Genomic DNA, 16656 nt, shown 5'->3' with positions numbered 1-16656 from the left:
CTTCTTGTCAGCACTGGATCGCGATACGCCTTGACTCTATACCCACTTCAGGGTTTGCAATAGCGCCATGGCCCACGATCACTCTCACCACACCGAGCCCGCTCCGGCCGGCGTTGCCGAGGCGCACGCTTGCGGCGCCTGCTGCGGCGCCTCGGACCCCGTACCCAGCGTTCCAGCGTCGGCACCGCTGACTGGCGGCCAGCGATTCCGCATTCCGGCCATGGACTGTGCGAGCGAGGAGTCCGAAATCCGCCGCGCTGTCGAAGGCATCCCTGGCGTGCTCGGACTGCGGTTTCAGCTCGGCGAGCGCAGCCTGCGCATCGACGGCGAGCCGCAGGCCGCACAGGCCGCCGTGGACGTCATCCGCAAGACCGGATTCGAGATTCAGGCCTGGCCTGACGCCGTTGCGTCGGCGGACGCAGGTCGTGAAAGCGACCACGACCACGACGCCGCAACCGGCTCCGGCCTGCCCCGCCTGGTGGCTGCACTCGCGCTGGCCACTGCGGCCGAGGGCCTGTCCTTCCTGGTGCCCGACGCGCCATGGTCGACGTGGGTCGGCCTGGCCATCGCGGCGGCGGCCATCGCGCTGGCCGGCTTGGGCACCTTCCGCAAAGGCCTGTCGGCATTGCGGCACGGCCGTCTGAACATCAATGCCTTGATGACGGTCGCAGTGGCCGGTGCCTTCGTCATCGGCCAGTGGCCCGAAGCCGCGATGGTCATGGCGCTCTACGCCATCGCCGAGCTGATCGAAGCCCGTGCCGTCGACCGGGCGCGCAACGCGATCAGTGGCCTGCTTGCACTCTCGCCTGAAACCGCCTACCTGCGGCAGCCTGACGGCAGCTGGCAGTCGGTGCCCGTCGGCAATGTCCCCATCGGCGCCACGGTGCGCGTCCGGCCCGGCGAACGTGTGGCCATGGACGCCGTCGTCACCGAAGGCAGCACCAGCGTGAACCAGGCGCCGGTGACCGGCGAGAGCCTGCCGCTGGACAAGGTTCCCGGCGACGCCGTCTTCGCCGGAACCATCAACCAGACAGGCACCATCGAGTGCTGCGTCACCGCGGCTGCCTCGCAGTCGACGCTGGCCCGCATCATCCACGCCGTCGAGCAGGCCCAGGGCAGCCGTGCGCCCACGCAGCGCTTCGTCGACCGTTTCGCTGCCATCTACACGCCAGCGGTGTTCGTGCTGGCGCTCGCGGTCGCCATAGCCGGCCCCTGGCTGTTCGGCTGGACGGCCGTGGTCGCGGTCTACAAGGCCCTGGTGCTGCTGGTCATCGCATGCCCCTGCGCACTCGTGATCTCGACACCGGTCACCGTGGTCAGCGGCCTGGCGGCGGCGGCCAAGCGCGGCGTCCTCATCAAGGGCGGAATCCATCTAGAACAGGCGCGCCTGCTCAAGGCGATCGCGCTCGACAAGACCGGCACCATCACTGAAGGCAAGCCGCGCCTTGTCGAGTGGGAGATGCTGCCCACCAGCCTGCCCAAGCCGCAGGCCGAACACATCACGGCTGCGCTGGCAGCCCACTCAGACCACCCCGTGTCCCGCGCCATCGCAGCAGGCCTCACGCCGAACAGTGTTGAGGCCCGCAACTTTGCGGTGCTGTCGGGTCGCGGCATCGAGGCCGACATCGACGGCCAGCGCTACGTCCTGGGAAACCACCGCCTGATTGAAGAGCGCGGCCAGTGCTCCGCAGAGATCGAGGCCGTCCTTCACCGCCACGAGCAAGCCGGCCGCACGGTGAGCCTGCTGGCCACCGCGTCCGGGGTGCTGGCGCTGTTTGCGGTGGCCGACACCATCAAGCCCTCGTCGGCAGCCGCCATCGGCGAGCTGAAGGCCATGGGTATCACCCCAGTGATGCTGACCGGCGACAACCAGGCCACAGCAGAAGCCATCGGCCGCGAGGCTGGGCTCACCGACATCCGCGGCAACCTGCTGCCCGAGGACAAGCTCGCCGCGATCCAGGCCATGCAGAAGCAGTACGGTGCAACGGCGATGACCGGCGACGGCATCAACGACGCGCCGGCACTGGCCCAGGCTGACGTCGGCGTGGCCATGGGCGCGGCGGGCACCGATATCGCGGTCGAAGCGGCCGACGTGGTGGTGATGAACGACGACCTGCGGCGCATTGCCGAGACGGTGCGCCTGTCGCAACGCACGCACGCGGTGCTGTGGCAGAACATCGCGCTGGCCCTGGGCATCAAGGCCGTGTTTCTGGTGCTCGCGCTGTTCGACAACGCCAGCATGTGGATGGCCGTCTTCGCCGACATGGGGGCCAGCCTGCTGGTGGTCTTCAACGGCCTGCGGCTGCTGCACAACGCAGAACGAAGCTGAGACGACCATGGATGCCCTACCGCGCCTGCTGCAGACCACCCGACTGCTCGACTTCACCCACCCGGCCATCGAGGCGCTCATCCAGAAGCGCGGCTGGCGGGAGCTGCCGACCCATGAACGCATCGGTGCCGTCTACGACTTCGTCCGAAACGAGATCGCCTTCGGCTACAACGAAGGTGACGAGTTGCGGGCCTCTGCAGTGCTGGCCGATGGCATCGGCCAGTGCAACACCAAGAGCACGCTGCTGATGGCCTTGCTGCGCGCGGCGAGCATCCCCTGCCGCTTCCACGGCTTCACCATCGACAAGCTGCTGCAGAAGGGTGCGATCACCGGCCTGGCCTACGCGCTGGCCCCCCGGCGCATCATCCACAGCTGGGTGGAGGTCGCCTACGAGGGCCGGTGGGTGAACCTGGAAGGCTTCATCCTCGATGCAAGCTACCTGTCCAGCCTGCAGAGGCGCTTTCCGGACCGGCAGCGCCTCTGCGGTTACGGTGCCGCCACGCCCGACCTGTCCGCGCCCGGGGTCGAGTGGCGAGGCCAGGCCACCTACATCCAGAAGGACGGCATCGCCGATGACTTCGGCGTCTTCGACAGTCCGGACGAGTTCTATGCGCGCCACGGCTCGAACCTGGCCGGGGTCAAGCGCTGGCTGTACTCGCATGTGATCCGGCACCGCATGAACGCTCAGGTCCAACGCATCCGTGCCGAAAAGTGGTGACGCCGGTCCCGGCGATCAGCCCCAGGAACCCTCCCGAAACTCTGTGACTGCTAGACTGCTGTCATGCGCCGTTGGCTCGCGATCCTCATGCTCACCCTGTTGCCGCTCCAGTTCAGCTGGGCGGCTGTGGCGGCGTATTGTGGGCATGAAACCGGCGAGCATGCCCAGCATCTGGGTCATCACGAGCACCTGCACACCGTCCAGGCCGCTGCCGACAAAGGCCATGCGCCTGCAGACCAGAGCGCGCCGGCTGGGTTCGACTTCGATTGCGGCCACTGCCACGGCACTTGTGCCAGCATGTCTGCACCGATGGATGTAACGACGCCGCTCGCCCTGACCTCGCATCCGGCCACTCCGGTCGCAGGTACTGTGCGCACGCTCGCGCAAAGCCCGCCCGAACGCCCTCAGTGGCTGCCCCTCGCCTGATCGGCGAGGCGGGCCCGTTCTCTATCTGAAGCCCGTTCGCGCCTGAGTGCGCGCTGCTTGACACTTTCGTCGGCGGCGTCGCTCCGGGCCCGATCCGACCCTGAACCGCTCAGCGTCGTTCCTTGCCGATCTCCCGTGGGTTGTTTTCAACACTGGAGCATCGGATGCACAGAAGAAATTTTCAGGCTGACGGGCAATGGCAATACACCGCCCGCGCCACCCTGAACCTGGCACTTGCCGTCGCACTGACGGGTGGTCTTGTCGAGGCGCACGCGCAGACCGCGGCGGCGCCCACGGTGCAGGACCGGCCAACGCTGCGCGAGGCGTTCGAAGCAGCGTGGGCGCGTCAGCCCGAAGCGCAGGCATTGGCAGCCCGGCGGGATGCGGCACGCGCTCAAGTGCAGGCCGCTCAATCGTTGACGCCAGAGCCGGTGGCCATGGAGCTGTCCACGAAGACGGACCGCCTGAACCGCAATCTCGGCACCCGCGAATACGAGGTCGGCGTCGCCATCCCGTTGTGGCTGCCGGGGGAACGTGGTCGCAGCCAGGCACTGGCTGATGCCGAAGGCCGTGCCGTCGAGAGCCGGACCACTGCGGCCCAGCTGCGCCTAGCGGCCACCGTGCGCGAGGCCTGGTGGTCTTGGCAGCGGGCAGGTACGGAGCTGGATGCCACGCGCGGCCAACTCGACAACGTGCGCCGCATCGCGGCCGATGTAGGCAAGCGCCTGAAAGCTGGCGACCTGGCCCGAGCCGACCAGCACCAGGCCGATGGTGCGGTGGCTGCGGCCGAAGGCGCCGTTGCGCAGGCTGAAGGCTCGCTCACGGCCGCACAGCAGCACCTGCGCTCACTGACAGCCATGCCGGCAGTCGGCCTGGCCAGCAATACCGCAATCCAGGCTGAACCGGAGCCGCCCATCCCGGCAACTCCCGCGGCCGACATGGACACCCACGCCGAACTGCTTGCGCTGAAGGACCGCGCTGCTGTTGCCGAGGGATCGGTTGCCCTCGCCGCTACGCAATCACGCGCCAGCCCTGAGCTGACAATTGCAGCGACCCGCGATCGAGGCGCCTACGGGGAGTCCTATCAGCAGACCTTCATGGTCGGTGTACGCATCCCCTTCGGCGCTGGACCCCGACACGACGCACGCGTGGCCTCTGCTCGCGCCGAGGCGGTCGAATTGCAGGCGCAGCTGGCGCTCGAACGCGCCCGCCTTGCGGGTGAACGCGAGGCCGCCCGAGCACGCACCGATGCCGCGCGCGCGCAGCTCGCGGCCGCCGATCGACGTGCGCAGTTGGCGCTGGAGTCGCGCGGCTTCTTCGACAAGTCGTTCCGGCTCGGCGAGACCGACCTGCCCACCCGCTTGCGCATCGAGTCCGAGGCCGCTGTCGCCGAGCGCCAGGCCGCACGCGCCCGCATCGAACTCGCCGCAGCGATCTCCGCCTGGCGCCAGGCCCTGGGCCTGCTGCCGCAATGAGCCCTTGCGTCGCGAACGAATCGAACACGCTCAGCGAACCCATTCAGGAATCCCACCCCATGAAGTCCACCCATTCTTTGGCCGCGCTCAGTCTTGCGGCCGTCCTGCTCGGTACCGGCATGCGGGCAATAGCCGGCGACGGTCACGACCACGGTGACGCTGCACCCGCCGCTACCGGCACGGCGCTGCCCCGCTTTGCAGCCGTTTCTGAAACCTTCGAACTGGTCGGCGTGCTCGACGGCAAGCAGCTGACCTTGTACCTGGACCGCTTTGCCGACAACGCACCCGTGCGCGGTGCGCAAATCGAACTCGACATGGCGGGCGCCAAGTTCAAGGCAGAAGCCTCAAAAGGACAGCAAGGCGAAGACACCTACCAGGTGACGCTCAAGGAAGCACCGAAGCCCGGAGTGCTGCCGATAACGGCCACCGTGACCGCCGGCACTGAGGTCGACCTCCTGGCCGGCGAACTTGACCTGCACGAAGAAGCCCACACGCAGGAGCCCGTCCACGCACGTTCATGGAAGGAGCTTGCCGGATGGGCAGCAGGTGGCTTGGTCGCCTTGGCTGTCCTGGTGTTCGGCGGCCGCCGTCTGATGTCGACCCGCCAGGTGCGTGCTGGAGGTGCAGCATGACGCGCGCTCCGATGCGCCGCCTCGCATGGGTCGGTTTGGTGCTGGTCCTGGCCAGCCCGCTGACCGTGCATGCCGGCGACGGTCACGACCATGGCGACGCACCTGCCGCGCCCAGCGCGAACGGTCCGCAGCGCCAGCCCGACGGCAGTGTGTTTCTGCCCAAGCCGGCGCAGCGCCAGCTCGGCGTGCGCACGATGGTGAGCGAGGAAGCCGAACTGCCGCGCTCGGTCGTGCTGAACGGCAAGGTGCTGATGGACCCGAACGCGGGCGGCAAGGTCCAGCCGCTGAACGCCGGCCGCATCGAGCCCGGTCCGCGCGGTCTGCCCAACCCGGGACAGGTGGTGCGCAAGGGCGAGGTGCTGGCCTACGTGGTGACCTCGACAGCGCCCATCGAGAGATCGAATCAATCAGCGCAACTGGCCGAACTGCGTGCGGCCAAGTCGCTCGCCGACAAGCGCGTCGCACGGCTGAAGGAACTGGCCGACACCGTGCCGCGCAAGGACATCGAGGCCGCCGAAAGTGAGGCGTCCAGCCTGGCCGAGCGCATCTCGGCCGTTGGCGGTGGCCTGTCGACGAGGGAAGCGCTGGTGGCCCCCGTGTCAGGCGTGATCGCGTCGGCCCATGTGGTCGCCGGCCAGGTGGTCGATGCCCGCGAACTGCTGTTCGAGATCATCGACCCGAGTCGCCTGCGCATCGAGGCGCTGGCCTTCGACCCGGCGCTGGCGGCCAATGTCGGCAGCGCCGCCCTGGCAGTCGGTGATCAGCGTGTGCCGCTGGAGTTCATCGGCGCTGCGCGCAGCCTGCGCGAGCAGGCCCTGCCGCTGGGCTTTCGCGCCCAGGGCGCAGCACTGAACAGCCTGGCCGTCGGTCAGCCGGTGCGCGTCTTCGTGCAGACCAAGCAGAAGGTCAAGGGAGTCGCTGTCCCGGTCGCCTCGCTGATGAAGAACCCGGCGAACCAGACCGTCGTGTGGGTCAAGACCGCACCGGAGCGCTTCGAGCCTCGCGCCGTCACGACGGAGGCCCTGGATGGACTTAGCGTGGCGGTGACCGCCGGATTGAAGCCCGGTGACCGCGTGGCCACAGGTGGCGCCGCCTTGATCAACCAGGTGCGCTGACATGTTCAAGTGGCTACTCGACAACAGCCTGACGAACCGGCTGCTGGTCATCATCGCCAGCGTCGTTCTGATGGCCTACGGCGCGTTCACGCTGTCGCGGACGCCGGTGGACGTGTTCCCCGACCTCAACAAGCCCACCGTCACCATCATGACCGAGGCCGGCGGCATGGCCGCCGAGGAGGTGGAGCAGCTCATCACCTTCCCGCTGGAGACGACCATGAACGGGCTGCCCGGGGTGGAGAGCGTGCGCTCGACCTCGTCGGCTGGTCTGTCCTTCCTCTACGTCACCTTCGACTGGAGCACCGATATCTTCCGCGCCCGGCAGCTGGTGTCGGAGCGGCTGTCCTCGATGGAGGAAGGCATCGCCGAAGGCGTGGTGCCGCGCATGGGCCCGATCAGCTCGATCATGGGCGAGATCATGCAGATCGCCATTCCGGTTGATCCGAGCAAGATCAGCCCGATGGCCGTGCGCGAGTACGCCGACTGGGTGCTGCGCCCGCGCCTGCTGTCGGTATCCGGCGTCGCGCAGGTCATCCCGATTGGCGGCGAGGTGCGGCAGTTCCAGGTACAGCCCAACACCGCACGCATGGCGGAACTGGGCATCACGCATGATCAGCTCGAAGGCGCATTGAAGGGCTACTCCAGCAACACCTCCGGTGGCTTCCTGGAGCTGAACGGCCGCGAGTACCTGATCCGCAATCTCGGACGCACCTCGCGGCTCGATGACCTGAAGAACCTCGCGCTCGCTGCAAAGAACGGCCAGCCCATCCTGCTTCGGCAGATCGCCGACGTCACGTTTGCCGCTGCGCTCAAACGCGGCGATGCGGGTTTTGAGGGCAAGCCAGCCGTGATCCTGGGCATCCAGAAGCAGCCGACCGCCGACACCATTGCGCTGACCAAGTCCATCGAGGACGCGCTGGTGGGACTGAAGGCGTCACTGCCTGCAGGCATGGAGGCGCCGCGTGTGACCTTCCGCCAGGCCAGCTTCATCGAGGCCTCGATCACGACGCTGCAGGGCAAGCTGATCGGCGCATCGATTTTCGTCGCGGTGATCCTGTTCTTCTTCCTGGGGACGCTGCGGCCGACCATCATCGCGCTGACCGCCATTCCGGTGTCGATCTTCATCACCGCACTGGTCTTCAAGTATTTCGGCCTGTCGATCAACACCATGACGCTTGGCGGCCTGGCAATCGCCATCGGCGGTCTGGTCGACGACGCGGTGGTTGGCGTCGAGAACGTGCTGCGGCGGTTGAAGGCGGATCGGGCGAACCACCCCGGCCAGCGCTTGCATCCCATCGAGGTTGTCGCCCGTGCCACGATGGAAGTGCGATCGGCCATCCTCTATGCGACGGTCATCATCGTTCTCGTCTTCATCCCACTGTTCGCGCTGCAGGGGCTGGAGGGCAAGCTGTTCGTGCCGCTGGGCATTGCCTTCATCGTGTCGACGCTCGCCTCGCTGATCGTCTCGGTGACGGTGACGCCCGTGATGAGCTTCTACCTGCTGCCGCGGATGAAGAACCTGGACCACGGCGACACCAAGGTCCTGGCCTGGCTGAAGGCGCGCTACCGCAGCAGCCTGCAGGGCGTGCTGGACAGGCCCAAGGCTGCCATCGCTGCAGCCGGGGCGGCGGTGCTGGTGGCCGCGGTGGCCGTGCCATTCTTTCCGACGACCTTCCTGCCGCCTTTCAACGAAGGAACGCTGCTGATCGGCCTTCGCCTGAACCCAGGTGTCACCTTGACCGAATCGTCGGCACTGGCGCGCCAGGCCGAGGTGCTGGTCAAGCAGGTGCCTGAAGTGACGCACGTCGGGCGGCGCAGTGGCCGCGCCGAACTGGATGAACACGCCGAAGGTGTGCACGTCAGCGAACTCGACGTGGGCTTGAAGCCTACCGCCGAGCTGACGCGCAGCATGGACGAGATCAAGGGCGACATCCGAAAGCGGCTGGTGAACCTGCCTGCCGCGCTGGAGATCGGCCAGCCGATCTCGCACCGCATCGACCACATGCTCTCGGGCGTGCGCTCGCAGATCGCGATCAAGATCTTCGGCGAGGATCTGGATGCACTGCGCGGCCAGGCCGATGCGCTGCGCGCGAAGCTGTCCACCATCCCGGGCATCGCCGACCTGCAGATCGAGAAGCAAGTGCTCGCGCCGCAGATCAAGGTGCGCATCGACTATGCGGCGGCGGCACAGTACGGTGTACCGGCGCCTCAGGTGTTGTCGGCATTGCAGGCGCTGGTCGAGGGCGAGAAGGTCACTCAGATCGTTGAGGGTGGCCGGCGCTTCGCACTGGTTGTGCGGCTGCCCGAATCGGCGCGATCGGTCGAAGGCCTGGGTCAGATCCTGATCGAGACGCCCAACGGCCGCATTCCGCTGTCGAAGATCGCGACGATCGAGGACGGCGACGGCCCGAACCAGATCAGCCGCGACGATGGCAAGCGGCGCATCGTGCTGTCGGCCAATGCGTCGGGCCGCGCACTGTCGGAGATCGTTGCCGACATCCGCAAGGTCGTAGCCGAGACCAAGCTGCCCGAGGGCTACTTCATCACCTTGGGCGGCCAGTTCCAGGCGCAGGAGGAAGCCTCACGCCTGGTCGGCCTGTTGTCCATCGTGTCGCTGGCCTTGATGTTCGTGGTGCTGTACAGCCGCTACAAGTCGGCTGCGCTGTCGGCACTGATCATGGTGAACATCCCGCTCGCCCTGGTCGGCGCGGTGATCGGCCTGTGGCTGTCGGGACAACCCTTGTCGGTGGCCGCCCTGGTCGGCTTCATCACGCTGGCCGGCATCTCGGTGCGCAACGGCATCCTGAAGGTCAGCCACTACATCAACCTGATGCGCTTCGAGGGCGAAGCCTTCGACCAGAAGATGATCCTGCGCGGCTCGCTGGAACGATTGAGCCCGGTGCTGATGACCGCGCTGGTCACGGCCTTTGCGCTGGCCCCGCTGCTCTTCGAGGCCGAGCAACCCGGCACCGAGGTGCTGCACCCGGTGGCCGTGGTGATCTTCTCCGGCCTCATCAGTTCGACCCTGCTCGACACCTTTCTCACGCCCGCGATGTTCTGGCTCTTCGGGCGCAAGCCGGCCGCAGCGCTGATGGACGACAAGGACGCCGAGGCGCTTTGAGCCTTTTCCCTGTTCACTCCCACCATCCCGAAAGGATTCCCATGAAGACGCGTTCCCTTTTCGCTACGCTCGCCCTGACCTTTGCCGGGGCGGCCTTTGCTGCCGGCGACAAGCACGACCATGCCCACGAGCACACGCCGCTGCACGGTGGCGTTGTGGTCGAAGTCAAGGACATGGACTACGAACTGGTCGCCAAGTCCACGCTGATCCAGCTCCACCTGCGCGACCACGGCAAGCCCGTCGGTGTCTCCAAGGCGGGCGCCAAGCTGACACTGTTGACAGGCGCTGACAAGCAGGATGTCGAGCTCAAGCCAGCCGGAGACAAACTCGAAGCCACGGGCAGCTTCAAGGTCGGCCCGGGCACCAAGGTGGTGGCCCTGGTCTTCAATGATGGCAAGCCGGCAGGCACCGTGCGCTTTGTGCTGAAGTGATACGAGGTCGATCATGAACAACATCCATTCTTTGGCACGCAGGACCTTGACGGTCGGCTTTGCCACCGTCGCACTCGTGCAACTCGGCGGCTGCGTGACCCATCCGCTGCATTCGGCCAATCCGGACGGCATCTACTGCCACGGGTCCGGCAGGAGCTACCTTAGAACCCAAACCTGTACTCCGGGCCCTGTTCCTTCGGCCGAGGTTGACGCTGAAGCCAAGCGTTTCGAGGGTACCGCCGACGCCCTGACTGTGTTTGTGCTGCGACGGAGTTGGGGCGATGCATCGGTCGTGGTTCCGGTCACCGTCCAAGGCGCTGCTGATGCGCCGACGGTGCCGGAGTCCCTGGTGCGCATGCGACTGGCCCCGGGCAAGCACAAGCTGTCGGCCAAGTGGGATGGGCGCACTGCTGACTTCGAGGTCGAGGGCAAGGCTGGGGATGTCCGAGTCCTCGAACTCAACGGCATGGGCTGGGCCTGGGGCAATACCTTCAAGTGGCAGGCTGTCCGTTTGGATGAGGTCAGGGACCGCCTACTTGCCACCAGGCTTGTGGCCGATGTGCGGCAGGTTCGATAGACAAACTCAGTCTGGGGGCGTTTGTCGGTAGAGGACAGGGCGAGAGGCAGGTTTTGCCAGCATCCAATGCCTGCAGAGGGTCGATTCGAGCCCGTCAGCCCAAATAGGACCGGTCATTCGCGCTCCGCGGTCGCGCGGTAGCAGTACGGTGGTCAGCTGTCCCACGCATTGCTGACACTCATGGCGGCACTGGCTGCCGAGCTGGATGTCGGTTTGATGGCGCTGACCCGGCGTGCGCCCAGCGGCCGGCGACCGGCTCCTTACGCTGCAATGCAGCCACCGTGGCACGTTCGGCGAAGGACCCAGCAGTGGGTCGGATGCCGCAGTCTTCGCCTGGCGCGTCGGCCGATCGGCCCCGGCGGGATTCCGCACTCGCCGAAGGGCGCGGTGGGCGGCTCCAGGACCTGCTGGTGTTTTCACTGCAGCGGCGAACCGTTCGTGGCGGGTCACCATTGAACCTCGCAAGATATCCGCCGGAATCCTGCGCGGCCACCGTCCCACATCGACCCTAGACTGATCTTCATCGACTGGCTGCGGAGGTTCCGATGGACCGCTCTCTGACTGCGCCGCTCGGCCCGCAGGCCGCCGAGTCCCCAACCGTCTTCCTGCGCCTGCCCAACGTCATCAAGCTGACCGGGCTCGGTCGTTCGACGATCTACCGCATGGTCGCGGCGAACACCTTTCCGCGTCCGGTGCGACTCGCGAGCCGCGCCATCGCCTGGCGCCGCGCCGACCTCGATCGCTGGAGCGATTCCCGACAGACGGTCGCCCACTGACGGGAGCGACGGCGGACTCATCGTCGCTGGTCAGAGCCGCCGGTCAACGGGCGAACCAGATGGTGCACAGCTTGAGCGCGTAGCCAAGCAGCAGCAGCCAGCCCAACCGCTTGCCCCACGTCCAGGACGTGAAGTGATAACGGTGGTTGGTCGCCAGCGCCCGGTGCAAGCGCCCCACACCCGCGACGATGGCCACGGCAGCCATCAGTTGGCCCACCGCGCCGACGTGCGCGGACTGCCACGCCACGATGGCCAGCCAGGCGGCCGGCCAGGCCAAGGCATCCAACGCCGCCAGCCAACGGCGTCCCGGCCACGGCCTGGCATCAGGCAGCGGTGCACGCGCGAACAGCACCCACATCATTCACCCCTCGACAAGCCAATGGCAGCGCACCCGTCACCGGCTCGAAGCACCCTGCCGAAACGCCGGTTGCACGGCGGCGCATCGCCACGGCGACACGACCCCCCAGCCCGCCCAGACCGCCGCCCCCGGGGCGACTGCAACGGCACGGCGACTTCACACGTCCCGCGCCCTTGATGAACCGATTTCGTCTCGTACGCTTCACGACGAACTCCTCGAGCAACTGGCAGGTGCCATGGCGAACCCCACCCACCGTCACAACGTGCCAGTCTGGCCGCGCGGGCACCCGGTTTCGACCCGCATGGCAACTTTCAGTAAACGCACAGGCGCGCGCATCGCGAGTTCGCGCATCGCCCGGTCAAACTCACTACACCAGTTCCCCAGCCCCCTGCCCCAATTTCCGAGGGAGCCGTCGGGGACCCGGTCCCTCGACGCCGCCCCGACCACCGATCGCATCACTGCCCCGCATTCGTCGGTCGCCGTGCGGCCCGTCGGGCGCCGCTGGCCAGCGCGGCCGCCAGGGCACCGTGGAATAAATGGAGGGGACCCGCGTGCGCGGGGCGCAGGCCGTTTATGCCGCGAAAGGCCCTTGCGGCCACGCCAGCGGCGCCAGGGTCCGCACCCCAGGCGATCGGCGAGTGCAGGGCAGCGCCATGTCGGTGGCCGAGGCATGCGGGCGCGCGCAGGTCGCCCACCGGAGTGCGCCCGCCACGAACGTGCCTGCGCACGGCAGGCACGCCGACTCCCCTGCCAACCCGGCGCCGCTCACAAGTCGTCACATGTCCCCATGGACAACTCGGGATCGATTCCGCGTCAATGCTCGACATCGACGGCTCTGGTTCGAGTACCGCGACATGCCCTCGCCCGAGACGGGGCGAGTCGGCTGACGCGGCCTGGCAGAGCCTGCTGGAGAGACCCATGATCGCCACACGCATCAGGTCCGCTGGCACAGCCCCGGCGGAGGGCACGAGGACCCCCTTGACGGGCTGGTCGGGTCGCGGGCACGCCAGCGACGTTGCGCGACGCTTGGGCGGTCACGCCGGTGCCACCCAGGTCACTCGATCGCAATGCGCGACACGACTGCCAGGGACACCGGACGGCGAGCTGCGGCTGTCGACCGCCGACGCGGCGCTGAGCTTCGCCGTCCGGGCCGTGGCCGGCGGGCTGTACGTCGAGCGGGTGCAACGTCGGCCCCGTGGCGTGCGCCAGGTGCAGTCCCTGGTCTTCACGGCCCTCGACGAGTTCACCGCCTGGTGCGACGCCGAGCCATTGCGCTTCGATGACCCCCTGCTCTTCCAGCGCCTGCGCCGGGTTGGCCAGGAGCATTTCGATGCACTCGGCTGAACTGGCAGACCCCCCAGCCCTTCCGGCCCTCGGCGCCCGGCCCGCCGACGTGCCAGGTCTCGTCGAGGCGATCCGTCGCCTGGAAGCGACCGACGAAATCGGCCAGGCCGTGCTGCTGCTCAAGGACGCCGCGCAAGCGCTGGGCGCCGACGCAGCCACTTTCACCAGCTTCGTGCGCGAGTACGACACCTTCGACTCCTACCGCCACCTGCTCGCCTGCAGCCCGGTGTGGGCCCAGTTGTACGCCCAGCGCGACGGCTGCCTGCACGATCCATGGCTGCGCTACGCAAGGCGGAACACCGAACCCGTCCAGGCCGGGCAGTTGACCCTGCTGGACGAGCATGAGCGTTGGATGGTGGATGCCGCCAGGAGCTACGGCTTCGTCTCGACCCTGATAGTTCCGGCGCCGTCGGCACTGGCCCAGTCCCGTGTCGGCCTGCTGTGCCTCGGCTCAGGCCGGGACGACTACTTCGACGACGCCGACTACCCCCTGCGACGCTGCCTGGCCCGAGCGCTCGCGATGGAAATCGGCGACTGGATGCTGCGGCGGATGCGGGCCGAGCTCATGGCCCAGGCCCGCATCACCGCCGGCGAACTCGCCCTGCTGCGGCATGAGCAGAAGGGACATTGCAGCAAGGTCATCGCGGCCGCAATGGACACCGAAGCCAAGACCATCGATTGCCGCTTCCATCGCCTGCGCCTCAAGCTCGGCGCGCCCAACCGGCACGCGGCCATGCGGCTGGCCGAGATCTACGGGCTGATCTGACCTGACCGATCCTGCCGACCCGCCGGATCCCGGCTCAACGGCTTGTCAGCGCGGCGACGGCAGCGTCGAGATCCGCGGCGCCGAACCCATCGAGGCGCAGCGTCGTCTCCTGCGTCGGCGTGGCGGGTGTCGCAAGGGCAGCGCCGATCAGGTCACACCCGTCGAGGATCCTGGCCACCGCGGCGGCGTCCGACAACGCCTGTGCCGTCACGTCGACATCGATCCGACCCGGCGACAAGGCCGCATGCCCCGCTAGGCGATCAACCGGCCCGACGAGGCGCGACGGCGCCAGGCCACTGGCCTGCAGGTGGCCGAGCAGCAGGGCTTCGCGCGCCGGCCGCGGGACTTCGATACGGATCGCCGGAGCACGCTGCAAGGCCTCCACCAGCACGATCGGCCCCTCGGTCGCGTCCACCGTCGGCACCACCTCGTCGACCCACACGATTTCGCCAGGGTCGTGCCGTCGCAGGGCATCGACCAGCTGCGACTGCAGCCACCCGAACGATGGCTGCGGCTCGCCCGGCATCGACAACCCGGGGATCCAGCGCTGCCCACAGATCGTCGCCATCGGCAGCACCTGGTGGCCCCGGTCGGCCAGTGCGCTCACCAGGGCCTGCGCGGCCCCGCCAGGCGCCGACCGGATCCAGCGGAAGCTCAGCGCGCGCGCCAGGATCTCCAGTCCGGCCGCGACCCAGCGCTGGTAGCCGGCCCAGCCACCGGGGATCCGGTCCACGATGAAGCCCTGCCGCCGCAGCCGCTCGGCAGCCTCGGCGCTGTGCTGGCCGCTGCTGTCACAGTACAGCAGCACGGCCGCGCCGGGTTCGATCGCCGACAGCCGCGTCTCAAGCAGGTACGACACGGAGACCATCGCGCTGTCTGCGGCGACAAACTCGGCCGGGACCCGCTGAGGCAATCGCCTCGGGTCGCCGCCGTGGTGGGTCGGCGCGACCGTCCACGGCACGGACACGGCACCGGGAAGGTGATCGACCGCGAAGTCCGACTCCGGCCGCAGATCGACGATCAGGTCGTACGCGTCGAACTCCTGCACCTCCAGCTGGTGCGGGTGCACGGGCAGGGTCAGGGTGTGCGGACGAGGTGACACGGCCATCGATAAGGACCTGCCGAGGTTGCAAGAAAACGGCCTGAATCTCGCACGCGAGGTGAGCGAATCCGACCCTAGAGTGTTCTCACGCCCCACCCAGGGCATCCAAGGACTTCTCCCCCGGAAACCCCAGCCGAGAGCGCTCCAGATGAACCACCTTGCCACTCTAAGCCTTGCCCGCCCCGCTGGCATGCGGAATTGTGCGAACCGGTACCTGGGACGGCCTGGAGCGGTACTGGCGACGGCCGCCGTGCTGCTGGGCGGCATGGTCGCCCCGCGTCCCGCGCTGGCCGTCGACGGTTGCCTCGTCCTGCTGTGCTTCGCCGCGCCGAACTGGCGAGCCATTCCGCAGTGCGTGCCGCCGATCCGCCAGGTGCTGCGGGACCTGGCCCGCGGCCGTGCCTTCCCGCGCTGCGCGATGGCTGGCGCGGGCAATGCCGCCAGCCACTTCTGGACCAGCGCCCCGGAGGCCTGTCCGCCGCAGTACACCCGCGTCCACGAGACCCAGGGCGGCTGGGTCTACACCTGCCTGTACGACGGCCTGGTCACGGTCGACATCGACGGCGCGCTGTGGTCGCACACCTGGTGGAACACCAGTGGCGAGACCGTCACCGTGTTTTCGCGGGCGGCCCGCGCCCGGCTCGGCGCCTGGGATGCCGGCCTCGACCCGGCCCTGGTCGACCAGGTGGTGCAGCAGCCGGCACTGGCGCAGCCCTGAGACAGGCGAGGCAGCCATGGACCCGACCACCTTCTCCGCTCTGGCGCTGGCCTGTGCGCCCGCCGTGCACGCGAGCACCACCCACGCGCTCGTCGCGGTCGAGAGCGGCTTCAACCCGAATGCCATCGGCGTCGTCGGCGGCGTGCTGGATCGGCAGCCGCGCACCCGCGCCGAAGCATTGGCGACCGCGGACCGCCTGCAGGCGGCCGGCTGGAACTTCAGCCTCGGCCTCGCGCAGATCAACCGGCGCAACTTCGACCGGCTCGGACTCACGCCAGCCACAGCCCTCGACCCCTGCGCGAACCTGCGCGCCATGCAGGCCCTGCTCGACGAGTGCTTCGAGCGGGCCTCGCAGGGGTCGGGGCCGCAGACAGCCTTGCGCCAGTCTCTGTCCTGCTACTACAGCGGCAACTTCGTCACCGGGTTCCGCCACGGCTACGTGCAGCGTGTGGCACAGAGGGTCATGCGGGCCGCCGCAGTAGGCCGCCGCGCCAGCGGGGTACCACCGTGAGCCGGCATCGCTCCCCTGCCCTTCGGTTCACTCCCCTTCGAGGTCATCATCATGCACACCGTCATCCGCCCCGCCGTTCCGCACCATGCCCGTCTGGCCCGCACCGCACTGGCCCTGACCGCCAAATTGCTTCTGCCGCAACTCGCCCTCGCCCAGGGCTTCGACAAGATCAACACCACGGTCACCAACGTCAACGAGATCCTCGTGACGATCTCGATCGCCGTGGTCACGATCGCCATCATCTGGGCCGGCTTCAA

The 16656-nt window shown here is 67.9% G+C and carries 17 protein-coding genes; 15 read left to right on the top strand and 2 right to left on the bottom strand.

The features are described from left to right. The first annotated feature begins 67 nt into the window (after positions 1-67). The 10 genes from EOINJALH_RS21260 (at position 68) to EOINJALH_RS21215 (ending at position 11600) form a co-directional block, all read left to right on the top strand. Entirely contained in the window at positions 68-2329 is a 2262-nt protein-coding gene (locus EOINJALH_RS21260) for a cation-translocating P-type ATPase (RefSeq protein ID WP_088283835.1), read from the top strand. A 7-nt stretch (positions 2330-2336) separates the two neighbouring features. After that, positions 2337-3047, top strand: a complete 711-nt coding sequence (locus EOINJALH_RS21255; RefSeq protein ID WP_088283832.1) for a transglutaminase family protein — start codon at positions 2337-2339, stop codon at positions 3045-3047. 63 nt (positions 3048-3110) lie between these two features. Continuing rightward, positions 3111-3473 (top strand): DUF2946 family protein, encoded by a 363-nt coding sequence (locus EOINJALH_RS21250; RefSeq protein ID WP_088283830.1) that lies wholly within the window; start codon positions 3111-3113, stop codon positions 3471-3473. 164 nt (positions 3474-3637) lie between these two features. Beyond that, on the top strand, positions 3638-4948 hold the full coding sequence (locus EOINJALH_RS21245) for a TolC family protein (protein WP_088283827.1): 1311 nt from the start codon (positions 3638-3640) through the stop codon (positions 4946-4948). A 59-nt stretch (positions 4949-5007) separates the two neighbouring features. After that, positions 5008-5580, top strand: coding sequence for a hypothetical protein (locus tag EOINJALH_RS21240; protein WP_088283825.1), 573 nt, complete (start codon positions 5008-5010; stop codon positions 5578-5580). Continuing rightward, positions 5577-6695, top strand: coding sequence for an efflux RND transporter periplasmic adaptor subunit (locus tag EOINJALH_RS21235; RefSeq protein WP_199873449.1), 1119 nt, complete (start codon positions 5577-5579; stop codon positions 6693-6695). The genes EOINJALH_RS21240 and EOINJALH_RS21235 overlap by 4 nt, the downstream gene beginning before the upstream one ends. 1 nt (position 6696) lies before the next feature. Next, on the top strand, positions 6697-9816 hold the full coding sequence (locus EOINJALH_RS21230) for an efflux RND transporter permease subunit (RefSeq protein ID WP_088283823.1): 3120 nt from the start codon (positions 6697-6699) through the stop codon (positions 9814-9816). A 41-nt stretch (positions 9817-9857) separates the two neighbouring features. Beyond that, positions 9858-10247 (top strand): hypothetical protein, encoded by a 390-nt coding sequence (locus EOINJALH_RS21225; protein WP_088283820.1) that lies wholly within the window; start codon positions 9858-9860, stop codon positions 10245-10247. Between the two features lie 13 nt (positions 10248-10260). After that, complete coding sequence (locus EOINJALH_RS31360; protein WP_144290119.1) at positions 10261-10824, top strand: hypothetical protein; 564 nt, start codon at positions 10261-10263, stop codon at positions 10822-10824. 545 nt (positions 10825-11369) lie between these two features. After that, the gene (locus EOINJALH_RS21215) at positions 11370-11600 is read left to right on the top strand and encodes an AlpA family transcriptional regulator (RefSeq protein WP_088283814.1); all 231 of its coding nucleotides are present in this window, start codon (positions 11370-11372) and stop codon (positions 11598-11600) included. 43 nt (positions 11601-11643) lie between these two features. Here the strand turns inward: EOINJALH_RS21215 and EOINJALH_RS21210 are convergent, their stop codons facing one another. Further along, on the bottom strand, positions 11644-11961 hold the full coding sequence (locus EOINJALH_RS21210; RefSeq protein WP_234413970.1) for a hypothetical protein: 318 nt from the start codon (positions 11959-11961) through the stop codon (positions 11644-11646). A 915-nt stretch (positions 11962-12876) separates the two neighbouring features. On the opposite strand from EOINJALH_RS21210, the gene EOINJALH_RS21205 reads away from it, so the two are divergent. Next, on the top strand, positions 12877-13302 hold the full coding sequence (locus EOINJALH_RS21205; RefSeq protein ID WP_144290118.1) for a hypothetical protein: 426 nt from the start codon (positions 12877-12879) through the stop codon (positions 13300-13302). Further along, a complete protein-coding gene (locus EOINJALH_RS21200) occupies positions 13289-14068 on the top strand; it encodes an autoinducer binding domain-containing protein (protein ID WP_158219845.1) in 780 nt (259 codons plus the stop codon). The genes EOINJALH_RS21205 and EOINJALH_RS21200 overlap by 14 nt, the downstream gene beginning before the upstream one ends. A 34-nt stretch (positions 14069-14102) precedes the next feature. On the opposite strand, the gene EOINJALH_RS21195 is transcribed toward EOINJALH_RS21200, so the two are convergent. Beyond that, entirely contained in the window at positions 14103-15176 is a 1074-nt protein-coding gene (locus EOINJALH_RS21195; RefSeq protein WP_234413969.1) for a rhodanese-like domain-containing protein, read from the bottom strand. A gap of 259 nt (positions 15177-15435) precedes the next feature. Between EOINJALH_RS21195 and EOINJALH_RS21190 the strand changes: the two genes are divergently transcribed. The 3 genes from EOINJALH_RS21190 to EOINJALH_RS21180 all read left to right on the top strand — a co-directional run. Next, positions 15436-15888, top strand: a complete 453-nt coding sequence (locus tag EOINJALH_RS21190; RefSeq protein WP_158219843.1) for a hypothetical protein — start codon at positions 15436-15438, stop codon at positions 15886-15888. 16 nt (positions 15889-15904) lie between these two features. Next, positions 15905-16399: a lytic transglycosylase domain-containing protein gene (locus tag EOINJALH_RS21185; RefSeq protein WP_088283802.1), complete on the top strand. Its 495-nt coding sequence runs from the start codon at positions 15905-15907 to the stop codon at positions 16397-16399. Positions 16400-16450: 51 nt separating this feature from the next. After that, a partial coding sequence (locus tag EOINJALH_RS21180) for a TrbC/VirB2 family protein (protein ID WP_234413968.1) occupies positions 16451-16656 on the top strand: 206 nt, incomplete at its 3' end.

It is taken from the genome of Ideonella sp. A 288 (assembly GCF_002198735.1).
Taxonomy (GTDB): domain Bacteria; phylum Pseudomonadota; class Gammaproteobacteria; order Burkholderiales; family Burkholderiaceae_C; genus Pseudaquabacterium.
Note: the sequence above shows the minus strand (reverse complement) of the source record. Positions and strands in the feature narration are given on the sequence as shown.

What these genes read in the sequence shown, in the direction of transcription:
- EOINJALH_RS21185 (WP_088283802.1), top strand. Translation starts at nt 15,905, where the DNA reads ATGGACCCGACCACCTTCTCCGCTCTGGCGCTGGCCTGTGCGCCCGCC.
- EOINJALH_RS21260 (WP_088283835.1), top strand. Translation starts at nt 68, where the DNA reads ATGGCCCACGATCACTCTCACCACACCGAGCCCGCTCCGGCCGGCGTT.
- EOINJALH_RS21200 (WP_158219845.1), top strand. Translation starts at nt 13,289, where the DNA reads ATGCACTCGGCTGAACTGGCAGACCCCCCAGCCCTTCCGGCCCTCGGC.
- EOINJALH_RS21240 (WP_088283825.1), top strand. Translation starts at nt 5,008, where the DNA reads ATGAAGTCCACCCATTCTTTGGCCGCGCTCAGTCTTGCGGCCGTCCTG.
- EOINJALH_RS21255 (WP_088283832.1), top strand. Translation starts at nt 2,337, where the DNA reads ATGGATGCCCTACCGCGCCTGCTGCAGACCACCCGACTGCTCGACTTC.
- EOINJALH_RS21205 (WP_144290118.1), top strand. Translation starts at nt 12,877, where the DNA reads ATGATCGCCACACGCATCAGGTCCGCTGGCACAGCCCCGGCGGAGGGC.
- EOINJALH_RS31360 (WP_144290119.1), top strand. Translation starts at nt 10,261, where the DNA reads ATGAACAACATCCATTCTTTGGCACGCAGGACCTTGACGGTCGGCTTT.
- EOINJALH_RS21250 (WP_088283830.1), top strand. Translation starts at nt 3,111, where the DNA reads ATGCGCCGTTGGCTCGCGATCCTCATGCTCACCCTGTTGCCGCTCCAG.
- EOINJALH_RS21210 (WP_234413970.1), bottom strand. Translation starts at nt 11,961, where the DNA reads ATGATGTGGGTGCTGTTCGCGCGTGCACCGCTGCCTGATGCCAGGCCG.
- EOINJALH_RS21215 (WP_088283814.1), top strand. Translation starts at nt 11,370, where the DNA reads ATGGACCGCTCTCTGACTGCGCCGCTCGGCCCGCAGGCCGCCGAGTCC.
- EOINJALH_RS21235 (WP_199873449.1), top strand. Translation starts at nt 5,577, where the DNA reads ATGACGCGCGCTCCGATGCGCCGCCTCGCATGGGTCGGTTTGGTGCTG.
- EOINJALH_RS21195 (WP_234413969.1), bottom strand. Translation starts at nt 15,176, where the DNA reads ATGGCCGTGTCACCTCGTCCGCACACCCTGACCCTGCCCGTGCACCCG.
- EOINJALH_RS21190 (WP_158219843.1), top strand. Translation starts at nt 15,436, where the DNA reads ATGGTCGCCCCGCGTCCCGCGCTGGCCGTCGACGGTTGCCTCGTCCTG.
- EOINJALH_RS21245 (WP_088283827.1), top strand. Translation starts at nt 3,638, where the DNA reads ATGCACAGAAGAAATTTTCAGGCTGACGGGCAATGGCAATACACCGCC.
- EOINJALH_RS21225 (WP_088283820.1), top strand. Translation starts at nt 9,858, where the DNA reads ATGAAGACGCGTTCCCTTTTCGCTACGCTCGCCCTGACCTTTGCCGGG.
- EOINJALH_RS21230 (WP_088283823.1), top strand. Translation starts at nt 6,697, where the DNA reads ATGTTCAAGTGGCTACTCGACAACAGCCTGACGAACCGGCTGCTGGTC.